Here is a 16,026-nt window from a genome sequence, read left to right on the forward strand (position 1 = left end):
TGTAACACTCAATTTATCTTTTTTCCAAGTTACTTGCAGGTAACGTTTTATCAGAATCTATTTATATTTTCGTTATAAATATCTACAGGAGTTGCATGCAAACACTGGTAATCTGTATTGACCGGGATAACGACCTTGGTGATAAAGCAAACGTACTTGCTCCTCTTATAGGTAAGGAAGCAAACATAGAAGCAGCAGTGAAACTTGCAACTGCAGACCCTGAAGATTCAGATACCAATACTATCTTTGGTGGCGTGAAGATACTTGACGAACTGCTGGCAAAAGGAGTTGATGCTGAAATAATCACCCTTGCAGGCGATCGAAATATTGGAATCATCTCTGATCAGAAGATTGCCAATCAGCTCGATATACTGTTAAAAAAATTTCCGGCCGAATCAGCTATCTTTGTGTCAGACGGTGCTGAGGATGAAACATTATTACCAATAGTCCAGTCCAGGATCAAGATCGATTCTGTCAGGCGTATTGTAGTTATGCAGAGTGCAAATCTTGAAAGTACTTACTACATTATTAAACATGCATTCAATGATCCGAAAATATCCCAGACATTCTTCGTACCTCTGGGTCTTGCGGCTCTTATCTATGCATTTTTCCTTCTTATTGACTATTCACAGGGAGCCATAATAGGTATTCTGGCAGCTGTGGGTCTTTATATGCTTTACAGAGGTTTCAGTGACACAGTGAACCTTTACTGGGAAAAACTGAAAGATTCCTTCTATTCAGGCAGGATGACATTTTTCACCTATGCAACAGCAGCTTTATTGATACTGGTGGCTACGTTTCTAGGCTTGATGGACGTATGGTCACTTTATACTTCACAGGGAATATGGTATTACGGTATAATTCCATTGATAACATCATTCATCCACAGGACTATCTGGGTATATGTTCTGGCGATCCTGTTTGCAGATGCAGGTAAAATTATTGATTGCAGGCAACGCTCTGAACCAACAGATAAGTATCTCATCCCGGCATTCTTTATCATGTCATTGGGTTTCCTCTTGTGGGGAGCCTCCAGTTATCTGCTATCTGTGAATCCTGTGGTAAGTACAACTGAAGCCAGTAAATTTGGAGGCATACAGGTATTCATATATTCCATTGTGTTTGCCATAATTCTTGCACTGGCAGGGATCAGAGTTTCCAATAAACCTCTGGATAAGATAAAAAGATCAAAAAGGTAGGAGCATGCAGGAAAAAGCACGCAATTATATAGTATCTCCGGACAGTTCACAGGATCATAAGGAAGATATGCAGGATTACAGAGATCTGAATCTCCAGGCTGCTTTAATAGGTGGTGTTGCGTTTCCTTCTGAAGGGATAGCAGAGGAGTTAATGGTAAATACTCCTTATGGCGATGTTGCTGTATATCTAACTACTATTGGTAAAAAGAATGTTGCATTATTGCCTCGACATGCCAGCAATAATGGTCACCTGCCACCTCATATGATCAATTACAGAGCAAATATTTACGCTATACATGAACTTGGTATTTCACGGGTAATCTCTACAAATTCTGTTGGAACAATGAAGAACCATCCAATTGGAAGTTTCTTCCTGCCTGAAGATTTTTTAGATATGACACGAACCCGTCCATCAACATTTTACAATGACAGGACTGTTCATGCTGATGTAACCGAACCATACTGTCCTGAGATAAGAGAACTAATGGCAGATTATCTTGAAAGAAATAATATCGGCTATTCAGAAGGTGTTTATGTCTGTACCGAAGGTCCACGCTTTGAAACCAGAGCTGAAATACGCATGATGAGGCAGTTTGGAGATGTGGTTGGTATGACTGGTCTTCCTGAAGCAGTCCTTGCAAAAGAGATGAACATGTGTTATGCTTCCATCTGCACAATAACCAATAATGCATGCGGTCTTGGAAATGGTAAAATGACAGTAAGTGATGTCCTTGATACTCTTGACACAATAAAAGAAAGGTTGCAGGATATACTGAGCAGTGTCATATGTGCCCTTCCTGAGTCTCCTTCATGTAATTGCAGGTACGCATGCTCTGATGCAGAGCTATAAATTGATATTTTTAAATCTGCTTAGGCGATATCCCTGGAAGTATCTATCTGGACACCATCGCCGATTTTGAACTTAATGATCTCGGTATTTGGTATCATTCCTCTAATTTTTGGGATTGCCAGTTTACTCACTACCTTGTCAGCACCTTCATCAAGCATTGATTCGAATATCACATCACATAAACTGTAAATGAAAGCCTTGAGATTCTCATTGGTGGTGCAAGTCGATCCGTAAAGATAAGTGAGACAATTAAGTTCTTTTGTTGTTTCGTATATGACGTTGATTAGCTGTTTTATAAGTCCCTTGTTAGCTGTAAGTCCTGTAAAGAAACAAAAAGAATCAAAGATTATGTTTACATCCTCACCACTGGAGTCATTTGCAATGTTACGCAGGTTATATTCGGTAAATTCCAGTATTTTCGAATCTATGAACTCGTTGTTCAGATTGTCTGAGATCTCTCCACATGAAGTACAGTAATATTCACTGTATATATCTACGAATATTATATTCGAAGGATCAAAACCAAGATTTATAACATCATTCAACACAAACCTAGGTCTTCTGTTGGTTGTAAAATAATATGTTTTCCTTGATTGCGTGAACTGGTAAAGAAAAACCTCTGACATAGATCGCGGGTCCGCCGAGAAAAATGTAAGTGAACCTGCTGGTAATCCTCCTCCAAGTGTTCTGTCCAGAACGAATATACCGGTAGATTTTAGTTGAACTCCTTTGTGTATAACCTGGTTATGATCTGGATTTCGGATGCTGTCATACAGTGAGCTTTCAGCATTCTCTCTGGATTCTTCGGCAACAGGAGTAGTATTTTCGTTTTCTAACATGTTTTTAGGATCCAGCATAGTATGTCCTCTTTAATAGTAATTATATTGTCTTTAATATTATAAAACTCTTCTTTTGAGAAAATGATAGTTTATTATATTTTTTAAGTTCTCTGCAATATCCTTAGTACCAATAGTTTTTATAAACTGAAAGTCATCAATGAGCAGCAATGACACTCTGGATACTTGCAAGCCCTGAAAGGTCAAAGATAATCATTCTGCCGATACGTGATAGGAAAAAAGTCCCTCTCTTTGTCGGTGAACTTATCCTGAGGCATACTGATGCAGGCCCCCGTCCTCATAAATTCAAGGTAAAAAGTGATGGGAAAGGTGAATACAGGCCACCTTCCGAATTCATAGATCTTTTGAGAATAGCTGACCGTATTATGATAGCAAAGGGCGGTGATGAGAAACAAACAGCAGAGTTCGCTGAGATGCTCCAGGGATTCCAGTTAAGTGCTGATGTTGTCAATGCATGTCGTTTTTGTCTTTTGAAGAACCGGTTCAATTTCCTTAACAGACGTTCTATTAAATATCACAGGGATAAGATATGCGAGGACTGTGCCAGGGAAGAGCTTAACAGGATGTTAAAAAGTTCTCAAATAAATTATGCTGATGAAGCATGCCAGAGATTTGAAGAGATAATGCTCAAGACAAAGGACCTTGACCGTACAATGGCAATGGTAAGTCCTGAAGACCTTGACCGTGAACTCACAAAATTTGATTCCATTGCAGCAAACACAGAAGTTCCTACCGGAAAGATAAAGCCTCTTCCTTTGCATAAAAGTTTCAAGAAGATATTGCTTGCAAAATCCGATACCCTTCTACCAGTTCAGTCACTATCCATAGAAAATGGTCTTTTAAAAGGTCAGAATCAGCTTGTGACTTCTGTGACAGCAACCGGAAAGACACTGATAGCCGAACTTGCGGGTATTGAGAATATACTGCGTGGTAAAGGACGTATGCTCTACCTTGTGCCTCTTGTGGCCCTTGCAAACCAGAAATACGACCAGTTCACAAAACGATATTCCCCAATTGGACTGAAGACCTCTATCAGGGTAGGTAGTGCCAGGATAAAGACTGCAAAGAACGCTTCAATGAAAAGGACACTGGATTCTGAGATCATTGTAGGAACATACGAAGGTCTGGATTACCTGCTAAGGACAGGTAGTGCTGATTTGTTAGGAAAGATAGGCACTGTGGTCATTGACGAGGTACACACCATTGAGGATTCGGAAAGGGGTCATCGTCTGGACGGTGTCATTGGAAGACTGAAATATGTTGCACCCAGTGCCCAGTTCATCTATCTGTCTGCTACCGTTGCAAAGCCGAAGTTACGTGCAAAACAATTTGATGCAAGACTTGTGGAATATGAGTATCGTCCTGTGCCGATAGAGAGGCATCTCATCCTGTGTCCTGAACATTCCAAGAATAAGATCATGGCCCGGCTTGTGCGGGAGGAATTTGCAACCACGTCATCAAAAGGACACAAAGGACAGACTATCATCTTTACAAATTCAAGAAGGAATTGCCACCGTATTGCAGAGGCACTTCCAATATCTGCTGCTGCTTATCATGCAGGTCTTACAAGTCAGGAACGCAAAAAGACCGAGATAGCATTCCTGAAAGGAAAATTGCCGGTTGTGGTTACAACTGCTGCACTTGCTGCAGGTGTGGATTTCCCGGCATCACAGGTTATATTTGAGTCTCTTGCAATGGGTATTGAGTGGCTTACAATGCAGGATTTCCTTCAGATGCTTGGTCGTGCCGGAAGACCGGATTACCATGACCGTGGACAGGTTGTGCTGCTGGCTGTTCCGAATAAAAAGTATTCAGGTGATAAGGGTGATACAGAGGATGCTGTTGCCCTGAAACTCCTTAAAGGTGAAATGGAACATACCAAAGTTGAGTACGGGGAAGACGAACAGCTGGAGGAAGTTCTTGCTTCGGTTGCTGTGACTTCATCAAAGAGAGACCTGGAGAAGATCCATTCATCTATGCTGGCAGATTTTAATGTGGATTATCTGCTTGGAAAGCTTGCAAAGAATAAGTTCATACATAAAAAAGGAGACTTTGTATCTCTCACTAAATTCGGTAAGATAGCAGCAGGTCATTTCCTGTCAGTTTCAAAGGCTTTCCTTATACGCGATTCTGTCCTTGTGGAACAGGACCCCATTGTAACGGTTTCTAATCTTGAATTTTTTGATTCTGTTTATTACAAATATGCAAATCGTATTTCTTCGGCTCTTAATGTGAACCTTCCTTCAAGGGTGTTCCAGGGTGCTTCTCTGGATATTCTTTTTGAAGGAGAGAACATGGACAAACTGGATATTACCCTGCGTGATCAGTTGTTCGAGTTTGCGGCTGATTTTCTGACCTGTAATTGCCGTGATTCCCCTTATTGTGGGTGTGCAGAGCGTAAGTTCTCCGAGAAGATAATTTCTATCAGGGCTGAAGGATATGAGCCGGAGGGCATTGTTAAGAAACTCGAACATCTTTATGGTGTTACGGCTTATCCTGGAGATGTGCTTGGATATCTTGATAATGTGGTGCGCAATCTTGAGGCTGTAGAAATGATAGCTAGTGCTTATTCAAAGCGTGATATTTCATCAAAGGCCAAGAGTTTGAGAAAGCAGGTTGAGGGATAAACCATTTCTTTCTCTTGCGTGTAAAATCAAAAATTATAATAGTTATACTGTCAGATTAGAGTACTGTGAGGATATGATATTATGGACAAAGAAAAAAACGAAGGTGTTGTAATGAGCGATAAACCGGAAGATGCTAAGAAAAAGAAGACTGTAAGAATAGAGCTTCATAAGCCAGAGGATTTCAAACAAGTATACTCTATCGGTGCTGTAGGAGGTCACAGTCCGTATGATTTCAGGATCGGTTTCTATAATGATATGCCAATGGCAACAGACAAGTCAGGAGAACAGGTAATTCAAAGAAGACTGGAGACCGAGGTAATTATGTCACCTCTGGCTGCCGTGGAGCTTGTGCGCTGGCTTAATCAGCATATTCAGAACTACGAGGCTGCATTTGGTCCGATTGCAAGGCCGCAGGTGGGAGTTAAGAAAAAGCCTGAGGCTGTCCAGGACAGTACTGAGATACAGGGATATATGTGATTCTGGTTTTGTGAGTTCAATTGATCGTGTGAACTAAGTATTATTTAGGAAGGGTTTGCCTTCAGGAATGATCCTTCCTTCTGGCAGCTCAGATAATTTTGGGTAACTTATTATCATACCAGAAATGATTGTCAGTGAAATTGCGGGATGACAGCGTTTCCGATAATAATTCCCCTTGTTTTCCTGATATATAAGATCCTCATATTTCTCTGAGAAGACGCAAACCAATACGACTGCTGTTACGCCTTACAACCTGAGGATAAAAATAACGGCTTGTAGAACGGCAGCCTGCGGCAGATGTCTGCCAGCTGCCTCCACGCAGTACCCTCATAACTCTGGAAGAAATGTCATCAGTAGTTTTTTGTAATCCAACATTTGCATAGGCACCTTCATAACTATCAAAATACACATCCTGCATCCATTCCCATAAATTTCCGTGCATGTCATACAATCCTAAAGAATTGGGCTTCTTCTGGCCAACGGGATGTGAGCCAATATCAGAATTACCGTGATGACAGTATTCATTCAGTTCTGACTCATTATCACCAAATGAATATCTTGTAGCTGTTCCAGCCCTGCAGGCATATTCCCATTCTGCTTCAGATGGCAGACGATACTTTTCAGTACTCTCTTTATTATTTAATTTTTTAACAAACTCCTGTGCATCATTCCATGAAACTCTGTCAACAGGTCTGTTGTCCCCGACAAACTTAGATGGGTTGTTGCCCATTATTTCCATCCACTGTTCCTGCGTAACTAAAAATTTACCAAGATAAAATGGGTATTCTATGCTGACATTATGAACTGGTTTTTCGTTATTGTACCAGTTACTTTCATTTGTATCAGAACCCATTTCAAATTCGCCTGATGGAATCAGAATGAGTTCCATTCCAATGGAGTTTTTGTAAATATTCAGAATCTCTAATGCCTCTCTTTTTTGCAGAAAAGATGACTGTAATTCCATAAAATTATTCATCCAATGATATTTTCACTTTTCAAAATGCATTGTAAAGGCTTAGGTATTGATTCCTTCTACCCACTTTGGGATCTTTACATGGAATGAACTGCCAAGTCCTCTCTCACTCTCTATCCAGATATTTCCATTATGAGCTGCCACAGTATCTTTACAAATATAAAGACTGGACTCAAAACCCTGGAACATCCTTGCTATTGATTCATCTGCCTGATACATCTTATAGAACAAACGTGGAATTAGGCTTTTATCTATACCTTCACCTGTGTCAGTTATGGTCACATGCAAATAGCCATTTTCATCGGAAACATCAACCCCTATGCTGTTTCCTTTAGGTGTGAGATTAATTGCATTATGGATAAGATAAACAAACATTTCCTTAAGTTTCTCCTTATCAGCTTTCACAGGTGGAAGTCCGTTGGGAATTTCTTTCTCAAGCAAAAGTCCTTTTTCGTCTATAAGCAATATCTGGTTGAGCAGTACATCAGAAAGAACAGTTTCGATACTTACCGGTTCAAATGAATACTCTATCCTGCCTGACTGCTGCAGATCACTATACAGAACTGCATCTATCAACAGCTTTAACCTCTCAGAGTTATTCAACATTGTGGAAATAGCCTCTTTCTGAGTGTCATCCAGAAGGTTCAGTGTTTCATCATCAAGTATATCGAAGCTATGCAAAAGATCATGTCCGTTGTTCATGTATTCTTCGATGAATTCAGCTTTTATCATATTAACAGACCGAAGCTTCGTGTTAGCTTTAAGCAACTCCTCGGAGTACTTACTTAATGCACCTATCAACTGTTTTCTCTGGATAAGTTTCCACATGCCCTGCATCAGGAGAGTTAACTGGCGGACATCGGATTCGTCGTAGTCTTCATCTTTGTTCCCAACGCCTACAACAGCAACGATGTGTTCTCCGTCAAATATGGGAACATTCATGTGCCTTGTCAATTTAACATGTCCTTCAGGATATCCTTTTTTATGGAGACTGAAAGCTTCATAATCATTGGTTATGATGGCTTTTCTCTGTCTGACAGCTTCTCCCCATAATCCGGTATTCTTTACAGGATAGATAAACTCTTTATCGGTTATGGCACATTCACTCATTGCTGTCTTAGACCAGGAATGCATAATCAGGTCTGTCTCATCGGCATTCATGAATGCAAGATATCCAAGTTTGCTGTCCGTAAGTCGAACAGCCTCTTCCTTGACGAATTCTGCGATCTCATCCAGGGAAGCACCTGTCATCTCATTGAGCTTTATCAACGCTTCAAGACGTGATTCATTAAGCTCCTTTGCCTTTTCAGCCTTTTTACGTTCTGTGATATCGCGTGCAACTGACAGAATTGTCTTCTTTCCGTTATAGTTTATCATCCTGGCATTTATTTCCAGGGGAATAACTGTCCCATCCTTACAGATAGCTGCAGCTTCATACATTGCCTTATGATCCCTTTCTATAATTTTAATGAGCTCAGAAGCACGCTGTACATACCATGAAGGAACAATATCCATTGGTGATGACTTTAAAATAAATTCCTTTGAATATCCAAGATCATCGACAACAACTTTGTTGACATCTATCAGATTGCCATTCAATTCACTGACATAGATCTGATCATTGATATTATTGAAAATGGTCTTGAACTTATGATCGGATTCCCTGAAAGTCTCATTGACTACACGGTGCTCGATCTCAATTGCTGCAAGGTCAGCATTTGCTTTCAGATATTCGTAACATGTCTTCTTTGGTGCATTAGGAAAATTAAAGTACATTAAGAAAACACCAAGTATCTCACCTGATGATGATTTTATCAGCTCTGCCCAGCTGGCTTTAAGGCCTGCTTTTTTAGCAATATCCCTGTGCATTGCCCAGTATGGATGGACCTCTATATTTTCAACAATGACACGCTCTCCCATATAGAGTGCAGTACCACCTGAACAAACACCGTAGCCGATATCAAGACCTTCCATTGCTTCCCTGTAAAAGGCAGGAAGACTGGGTGCAATAACACGACAAATATGTTTTTTATCTTTATCAATAAGCATAACAGCACACGTAAGGCCGTCACGTATCCTTTCAGCATTTGTAACAAGCAGTCCCAGGACATCGTCAAGTGAGATTTCAGTTAGTGATCTGCCATTATGGGATTTCTGCTGATGTTTTATCATTTCATTGTGCTTATGCTCGGTAATATCAATAATTGTGCCTTCAAGGTGTAAATTATTTTCATCATATTTCTTTATGCGAACCTTGTCCTCAACATACCGAACCTCTCCAAAGCGGCTGATCACCCTGTATTCCTGAATGAATTCTGGCAGTTGCTTGTTCAGGTACTTCAGAGATTTTAAAACAACTTTTCTATCATCAGGATGAATGAGATCTGCATATTTGACCTGACCTGAATAGAAATCCTCAGGAGTATATCCGAATTGCCTAACATTGTTTGAGATATACTTCACAGGAAAATCTTTCTCTATCTTTCTGGAAATCACAATAATAGGACTATTATTGATTATTGATTCCATACTAATTTCCATATCTGCTTGTCCAATCATGTTTTTGACCGGTGATACTTTACATTCTTTAATTATTCGTACAACTAACCATTTTCAATAGAATTGAAGAGATCACACTGCAGTAAGGTCTCCCGGGGATATGGCTCTTATTTCCCTGTAATTTATAGCTTTAACAGGACAAACCCCTATACACCTTTTACAACTCATACCCAGACACAGATGTGCTGTATAATCCACATACACATGTCCATCTTTTGGAACAACATGTATGGCCTTTTCAGGACATTCTCTTTCACACATCCTGCATTGCATACATCCGCTGGATTCCTCTTCAATGAGCATGTCAAGATCCCTGATGATCTTTAGTCCCTGATAACCCGAATCTTCAATATCCCTGTTAACTCTCTTTTCTATAGTTGGGATCATGTTAATATCCGGAAGACCAGGCATTCCATAGGCTTCAAGGAATTTATTGTACATTTCATAAGGCATTCCTTCTGTCCAGTAAGCCAGCTCACATGCGTAGATATTTTTGAAGACATCATTGGATGCCAGCATTATGTGATCTGCCTTTATCCTGTCAGCAAGACTTACTATCTCGTCCAGCTCATAATTACCAATAACCACATCCCTTGCAAGTTCAAGAGATGTGTTACCAAATTGTACTATATTCTTTGAGAAAATGGGTGCTAATCCGATCTTACGCCCTTTTTCTGCGTCAACATAAGTTCCCGAAGCACCTGACATATACATGTACTTCAGATTCTCATACTTCACTCCGGATTCGATAAGTAATGTCAGATGTGCAGCCCTGATGGCTCCTATTGCTTTTCCTGCCTCTGCAAAGTCCTCGTCTGTAAGTCTAACCTTTTCGCCAAGAACAAGTCGTCCTTTTGGAAGCTCTGGTAATTTCGTTACCATACCTGAGCTAATTGCCAGTGAAATTGCAGAGATGACACCGGTACCGGTGATTCCCCTTGACTGCACTTCACCCTTTTCCACAATCACTCCTGTCTCAGGATCAATAAGATCACCTTTTCCGGGTTCCATGTTCTCATCCAGTACGGTAATCCTCCAGAATCCGTTCTCTTCATTCACATCAGAAATAGCTCCGGGACTGGCAAGCATACCACATTTGATTCCCTGACCTTCTATGGAAGGGCCTGCTGCAGCACTACAGGTGATGATACGGTCACCTTTCTTAAGTGCCATTTCTGCATTGGTGCCATAATCTGTAACAATAGCCACTTCATCCTGTTCAATAAAATCGGTCTTGACCATCATTGCAAGGGCATCAGCTCCGATCTCATGCTCTATTGAAGGTAAAACAATTATTTCACATTCATCCAGTCCGGAATCCTTACCAAAAATCTCTATTCCTCTGTAGATCTTCAGCCCCCTTTCCACGCTTTCGATACCAAGTCTCCTTTGCATGTTCTTCCCGGCATACGCAAGATCCCTTATTTCGATGTTCTGGAATAGTGAGAGTTGTATAGGATTGCCACAAACAGCTATTCTTGTTATTGCATCGAGGGGAATGTGTAATTCATTGAACATCTTTAGAATTGTATGGATCATTATCTTGTTTGCATTTTCTTCCCCAACCTGAATAGCAAAACCCAGATGATCAATCACATTTCCTCCAGGGAGGGGATGTCTCATTGTCATTACTGTTTTAATAGCATTTTTTTTTCTCAGGTTTATGAGTTGTAATCTAAATCCACTTGTTCCAAGATCTAATGCAATTCCATACAAACAAAATCCTCCTTTTATTTCAAGCACGAATTACTGACATGCGGTTCTATTGTATATGCAATTGATTTGTCAGAGAACTATAAATAACGACTTCGGGAAAAAAATAAGAGGTGGCGATATTATCGAAGCTTCAAATAAGGATAGTATTGTTGATAAAAAAAATGCCAGAATTAAAAATAACATGATTGATTTTATCAAACCCATGTTTTCAGTTACATTGAAAAAAAATCAGATAATTCTTAATAAATCATATAAATGTGACAATATTTGCAGCAATTAGTTGCAGGGTCGTTTTATGTGGAGAGACCCTGCAAAAACAGGTCGGGATTCAATATGCACGATCTCCTGGAAATATTATGATCTAATTTCTGAATTGAACTCTGGATCGGAAGTAGAATTACAGACCCTTGAATGTGCATATATCTTCTATGTCCTGTGTCCACAGATGGACAATTCATGCTATCCGGTAATAGAATATATAATAACCTGAGGTAATAAATCAATTAAAAGACTATTATCAAACCCATGTTTTCAATTCAAACAATGGATTTTACGACTTGTTAATTCAGAATAAGGTCATTCAAAATAACAGAAGCATATGACCGATTAAAGCCTTTGACATTATCAAAAGCATGAATGTCGATATAAGCAGGGATTAAAAATGAGGAATATTTTGTATTTCACAGTTTCATGTAACCTGCTCTGCAAGTTCTTTGTAATGTAAAAAGAAATCCTGTCCCCACTCACGTGCACTATCCTCAAAACTTATGACCTTTTTATGGTCAAAAAATCCCTTCTTATTGAAGAATGACAACAGAAGAAGATTATCTGTAACAGATATTGCACCTGGTTTCATTATGTTCTCTTCACACACGTAAAGATGTGAGGTGGGAGATTCAACAATTGCATTGTATTGTTCTGTATATTCATCCCGCAGTCTTTCATATACAGGCCTTGTGAGAATAAGATTATAATTCACTTCTTTTTTTGCCAGCTCTGCGTAGTTATTGGGACATGTAGGACAGAAATATGAGTAGAATGTACAGACATTCTTTGTCTGCTTGAGGCTAACAAGCAGTTCTCTGGGTGGTTCGAACAGATGGTTAAGATCAGGCTCATGTATCAGAACTTCTCCAAGGTCTCCAATTCTGTCAAGTAAAGGATCTGGTACTGCACCAAGGTCCCTGCTTGCCCAGAACTCCTTATTACCTTCCACGACATTGAGAGCTTCGATCAGTGGTTTTATTTTCTTAAGGATGATCTGACCAACATGCGTCAACCTGTATTCATCGTTCTTCTGTTCAATAAGACCCTGTTCCAGAAGAATTTTGATCTGAGCCATGATCGCACTGGTTGTACCATTTATGGAATTCTTTATCTGATCAATGGTGGCTGGCCCATCCATTAACATCAACAGAGTACTTTTCCTTTTTTCTGATAGGAACACCGTACTTATCAATTCAGTTTTCATGGTCTATCACTCGCCTTTTCCTGAAGGAAGCAATTTGATTATATGGATACGATCAATTCCCAGACAGTACAAATAGTTCAATGATGACATTTTAACCTCTGAACCCAGTCTATCAGGCTGATAGTATTATTGCCCGGGTCTTTCTCCAAACGTATGATGATATCTATTTATTATTGATTCAATGTAATTAGTTGTCATTCGTGAGGATCTTTTGGACATGAAGTTATTTAATGGGAATTCAGTATGACAATGTGTACATCTGGCAAGTTCACAACCTCTGACAAGTTTTGGACATCCAGAACATAATTTTGCTCTTGAGTGGAACAGATTGAAAGATCTGCCACATTCAGGACAAAGAAGCATTCTGTTGGCATCATAGAAGTTCTTGTTAACTCCCTTTCTCTGCAGCTCAAAAGAATACCGTTCATCGCGTCTTAGATCATCAATATATTTTTTCTCATCAGACATTATTTCACCTTTTTGACAGTAATACATAATTTTCATTTCATACCTATATATAACGAATTATACTTTAAAATCAAAAAGTCATAAGAAATCTTTAATCAACAAAATAACAACGATGTCGATAAAATCAAAGGCTTGAACTTAACATCTGCATTAGATATAATAGACAGCTAAATCTATACTTTTTACACAATCAGGTACGTATCAGTTACCTGCAGTTGATATCATGTGTTGTCCGCATACCTTCTCTTTTATCGAAGGAATAGAAAAAATGTTTTCATATAGCTAATATCAGGCATCTTTTGAGGGATATATGGTATTTGAAAAATTGTTCGAGCCGCAGTACATTGGCAAATGCAAACTTAAGAACAGGATAATAATGGCTCCCATTGGCAATATCAATATGGCTGATCCTGTCGGTCGTCCCCTCAATAAGATGATAGAATACTTCATTGAAAGGGCAAAAGGAGGTACTGGTCTGCTGATTACCGGCCTTGTACCTGTATCTTACGGGATCGATCCGACTCTTTCTGAAGAGAATGATACTACTTATTTTCCGCGTATCGATGGCTCTTCACGAACACGGCTAAGTGGCTGGAGAGACCTGACCGCAGGCGTAAAACCATACGGAACAAAGATATTCATACAATTGTCTGCAGGTCTTGGAAGAGTCGGCTCACCTGAATCAGCATTACATGGAAAGATACTCAAATCTGCTTCATGGAACAGTAACTATTACATCCCTCAGGTTCCTCATCTGCCCCTCTCTGATCGCAAGATAAAAAGAATTGTCAAGATGATGGGACAGAGTGCAGCCAATGCAAAAATATCCGGTTTTGATGGTGTACACCTCCATGGTCACGAAGGATACCTGATGGACCAATTAACATCTGCACCATGGAACCGCCGGAAACTAGGCAGGTACAGGAACAACTTCCAGTTCGGTATTGACGTTGTCAGAGAGATTAAACGTCGTTGTGGAGAGGATTTTCCAGTAATATATAGAATAGACCTGACACAGGCTTTGCAGGAAAGCTACGGTGATGAGGTCTTCAGGAACCGTTTCCGTGGAAGAGAGAGGACAATAGATGAGGGATTACAGTTCTGCAAGGCTCTGTATGAAGCCGGAGTGGATGCCTTTGATGTTGACAAAGGCTGTTATGATAACTGGTTCTGGCCTCATCCGCCATCCTATTTTGACGATGCTGTCTATGTTGAGGAAATAGCTGGCAGGCTAAAGGATTTCTTTAGAAAGGAAAGTATTGATGCTAAGGTTATAGCCGTAGGCAAGCTTGGAAAACCTGAGGTTGCAGAGTCCGTATTATCAGCTCAGCAGGCTGACTTTGTAATGCTGGGGCGACCTCTGCTGGCAGACCCTTACTGGCCGGTCAAGGTAAAAGAGAACAGGATTAAAGAGATAATACACTGCATAGGTGACCATGAAGGATGTATTGAATCTTTTAAAAAAGGAGGACATCCATGCTGTTCAGTGAACCCATACACCGGATTTGAGGACACAAAGAAACTTACTAAAGCTGAAAGGAGAAAGAAGGTCGCCATCATAGGTGCCGGCCCTGCTGGCTGTGAAGCAGCCATTACATCTCATATAAGAGGACATGAAGTGACACTTTTTGAAAAGACTGAACGTATTGGAGGTCAACTTGTCACAGCCGGTAAAATGCTAATAAAACATGATATCAGGAGATACCTCGAAAATCTTGAATACCGGATGGAACTGCTGAAAAAAGATGGATTTTCCATCAGATTCAACACAGAGTTCCATGTATCCGATATTAATGATGGGTTTGATGTGATTATCTGTTGTAACGGACTGAAAACCGCTTTGCCTGCAATTGAAGGTATGGAAGATGTGAGATATTTAGAGGGGAAAGATCTTCTGAACAGGAATATGGAGCTTCCTGAAAACATCCGGAATATACTGGTTGTAGGTGGTGGCGTGCTAGGATGTGAAATTGCTTATTCACTTGCCTATGAAAAAGAAATGAATGTGATTCTTGTAGGCAGAAATAAGGAATTAATGCCTGAAACAGTACAGGCTAACCGGGCTCAGATGTTGTGGATGATGATGGGAAATGGTTCACCCTCTGGGAAGAAAGAGGACAGCTTAAAAAAGCCTGTTAAAGTCTATAATGCTTCTGAAGTGGTCCGATTCTCAAATGGCAAAGCCTATGTTAAAGCTAACAGAGGCAGAAAGGACCCTTACACCCCATGGAAACCTTTGATACCTGAGAATGTCAGAAACCCCTTTGAAAAGAAACTTGACCTTGATAATGTGGAAGAAATAGTCATTGATACTGATATGGTTATTTTTGCCACCGGAGGGATGGCTGATGATAGTCTTTACTATGAACTGCTGAAAAGAAAAACAGGCATAGAAGTCTACTCAGCAGGTGATTCTACAAAGCCGGGAAGGGTCTGGGAAGCAATCAACGGTGCAAATGAAATAGCCAGGAACATCTGAGCTTCCGTGAATCATGCAGGAATTTTCTATTTGCTAAGTGATTATATTCATGCTATTGATATAATCAAAGTCATTCTTTTTTTTCGCATTGCTGTTTTCCAGAAAGCTGTAAATCCGCAATACCGCATTTGCAAAATCCATATTTTGAATATAGAATGCTGTATTGATAATAATTATTTCGTTGATTAATTACTGCAAGTTATTATTTATATCTATTATTGGATATGGTAAATTGTCAGCAATTGCAGGTTCTGGCCTGTTTTGCTGTTATCAGAAATTAATCGTGGAAAATAATCAGGAATGAAGAAAAAGATCTCGTTCCTGGAATTTACTAAGATCAGGAGGTATCC

The 16,026-nt window shown here is 39.9% G+C and carries 11 protein-coding genes; 5 read left to right on the plus strand and 6 right to left on the minus strand.

The window, feature by feature from the left end; genetic code table 11:
* The first annotated feature begins 95 nt into the window (after positions 1–95).
* Positions 96–1,199, plus strand: coding sequence for a DUF373 family protein (locus BLP52_RS09800; RefSeq protein ID WP_091710298.1), 1,104 nt, complete (start codon positions 96–98; stop codon positions 1,197–1,199).
* Positions 1,200–1,203: 4 nt separating this feature from the next.
* Complete coding sequence (locus tag BLP52_RS09805) at positions 1,204–2,049, plus strand: MTAP family purine nucleoside phosphorylase (protein ID WP_238380782.1); 846 nt, start codon at positions 1,204–1,206, stop codon at positions 2,047–2,049.
* Positions 2,050–2,069: 20 nt separating this feature from the next.
* Here the strand turns inward: BLP52_RS09805 and BLP52_RS09810 are convergent, their stop codons facing one another.
* Complete coding sequence (locus BLP52_RS09810) at positions 2,070–2,906, minus strand: RAD55 family ATPase (RefSeq protein WP_238380783.1); 837 nt, start codon at positions 2,904–2,906, stop codon at positions 2,070–2,072.
* Positions 2,907–3,055: 149 nt separating this feature from the next.
* Here BLP52_RS09810 and BLP52_RS09815 point away from each other — a divergent pair, with 149 nt between their 5' ends.
* Entirely contained in the window at positions 3,056–5,533 is a 2,478-nt protein-coding gene (locus BLP52_RS09815) for a DUF5814 domain-containing protein (RefSeq protein WP_091710299.1), read from the plus strand.
* An 81-nt stretch (positions 5,534–5,614) separates the two neighbouring features.
* Positions 5,615–6,010, plus strand: a complete 396-nt coding sequence (locus BLP52_RS09820; protein WP_238380784.1) for a DUF3467 domain-containing protein — start codon at positions 5,615–5,617, stop codon at positions 6,008–6,010.
* A gap of 199 nt (positions 6,011–6,209) precedes the next feature.
* Here the strand turns inward: BLP52_RS09820 and BLP52_RS09825 are convergent, their stop codons facing one another.
* From BLP52_RS09825 to BLP52_RS09855, 5 genes are all read right to left on the minus strand, one after another.
* Positions 6,210–6,974, minus strand: coding sequence for a formylglycine-generating enzyme family protein (locus BLP52_RS09825; protein ID WP_238380785.1), 765 nt, complete (start codon positions 6,972–6,974; stop codon positions 6,210–6,212).
* 51 nt (positions 6,975–7,025) lie between these two features.
* The gene (locus tag BLP52_RS09830) at positions 7,026–9,542 is read right to left on the minus strand and encodes a GAF domain-containing protein (protein ID WP_238380786.1); all 2,517 of its coding nucleotides are present in this window, start codon (positions 9,540–9,542) and stop codon (positions 7,026–7,028) included.
* A 72-nt stretch (positions 9,543–9,614) separates the two neighbouring features.
* Positions 9,615–11,258 (minus strand): methylamine methyltransferase corrinoid protein reductive activase, encoded by a 1,644-nt coding sequence (locus BLP52_RS09835; protein WP_091710301.1) that lies wholly within the window; start codon positions 11,256–11,258, stop codon positions 9,615–9,617.
* A 688-nt stretch (positions 11,259–11,946) separates the two neighbouring features.
* Positions 11,947–12,729 (minus strand): helix-turn-helix transcriptional regulator, encoded by a 783-nt coding sequence (locus BLP52_RS09850; RefSeq protein ID WP_091710304.1) that lies wholly within the window; start codon positions 12,727–12,729, stop codon positions 11,947–11,949.
* 126 nt (positions 12,730–12,855) lie between these two features.
* Positions 12,856–13,197, minus strand: coding sequence for a hypothetical protein (locus tag BLP52_RS09855; RefSeq protein WP_091710305.1), 342 nt, complete (start codon positions 13,195–13,197; stop codon positions 12,856–12,858).
* 310 nt (positions 13,198–13,507) lie between these two features.
* Here BLP52_RS09855 and BLP52_RS09860 point away from each other — a divergent pair, with 310 nt between their 5' ends.
* Positions 13,508–15,676, plus strand: a complete 2,169-nt coding sequence (locus tag BLP52_RS09860; RefSeq protein ID WP_091710306.1) for an oxidoreductase — start codon at positions 13,508–13,510, stop codon at positions 15,674–15,676.
* Positions 15,677–16,026 lie beyond the last annotated feature (350 nt).

The sequence above is a fragment of the Methanolobus vulcani genome, assembly GCF_900100715.1.
Classification (GTDB): domain Archaea; phylum Halobacteriota; class Methanosarcinia; order Methanosarcinales; family Methanosarcinaceae; genus Methanolobus; species Methanolobus vulcani.

Coding starts and splice junctions, on each gene's coding strand:
- BLP52_RS09800 (WP_091710298.1), top strand. CDS start 96: ATGCAAACACTGGTAATCTGTATTGACCGGGATAACGACCTTGGTGAT.
- BLP52_RS09805 (WP_238380782.1), top strand. CDS start 1,204: ATGCAGGAAAAAGCACGCAATTATATAGTATCTCCGGACAGTTCACAG.
- BLP52_RS09810 (WP_238380783.1), bottom strand. CDS start 2,906: ATGCTGGATCCTAAAAACATGTTAGAAAACGAAAATACTACTCCTGTT.
- BLP52_RS09815 (WP_091710299.1), top strand. CDS start 3,056: ATGACACTCTGGATACTTGCAAGCCCTGAAAGGTCAAAGATAATCATT.
- BLP52_RS09820 (WP_238380784.1), top strand. CDS start 5,615: ATGGACAAAGAAAAAAACGAAGGTGTTGTAATGAGCGATAAACCGGAA.
- BLP52_RS09825 (WP_238380785.1), bottom strand. CDS start 6,974: ATGGAATTACAGTCATCTTTTCTGCAAAAAAGAGAGGCATTAGAGATT.
- BLP52_RS09830 (WP_238380786.1), bottom strand. CDS start 9,542: ATGATTGGACAAGCAGATATGGAAATTAGTATGGAATCAATAATCAAT.
- BLP52_RS09850 (WP_091710304.1), bottom strand. CDS start 12,729: ATGAAAACTGAATTGATAAGTACGGTGTTCCTATCAGAAAAAAGGAAA.
- BLP52_RS09855 (WP_091710305.1), bottom strand. CDS start 13,197: ATGTCTGATGAGAAAAAATATATTGATGATCTAAGACGCGATGAACGG.
- BLP52_RS09860 (WP_091710306.1), top strand. CDS start 13,508: ATGGTATTTGAAAAATTGTTCGAGCCGCAGTACATTGGCAAATGCAAA.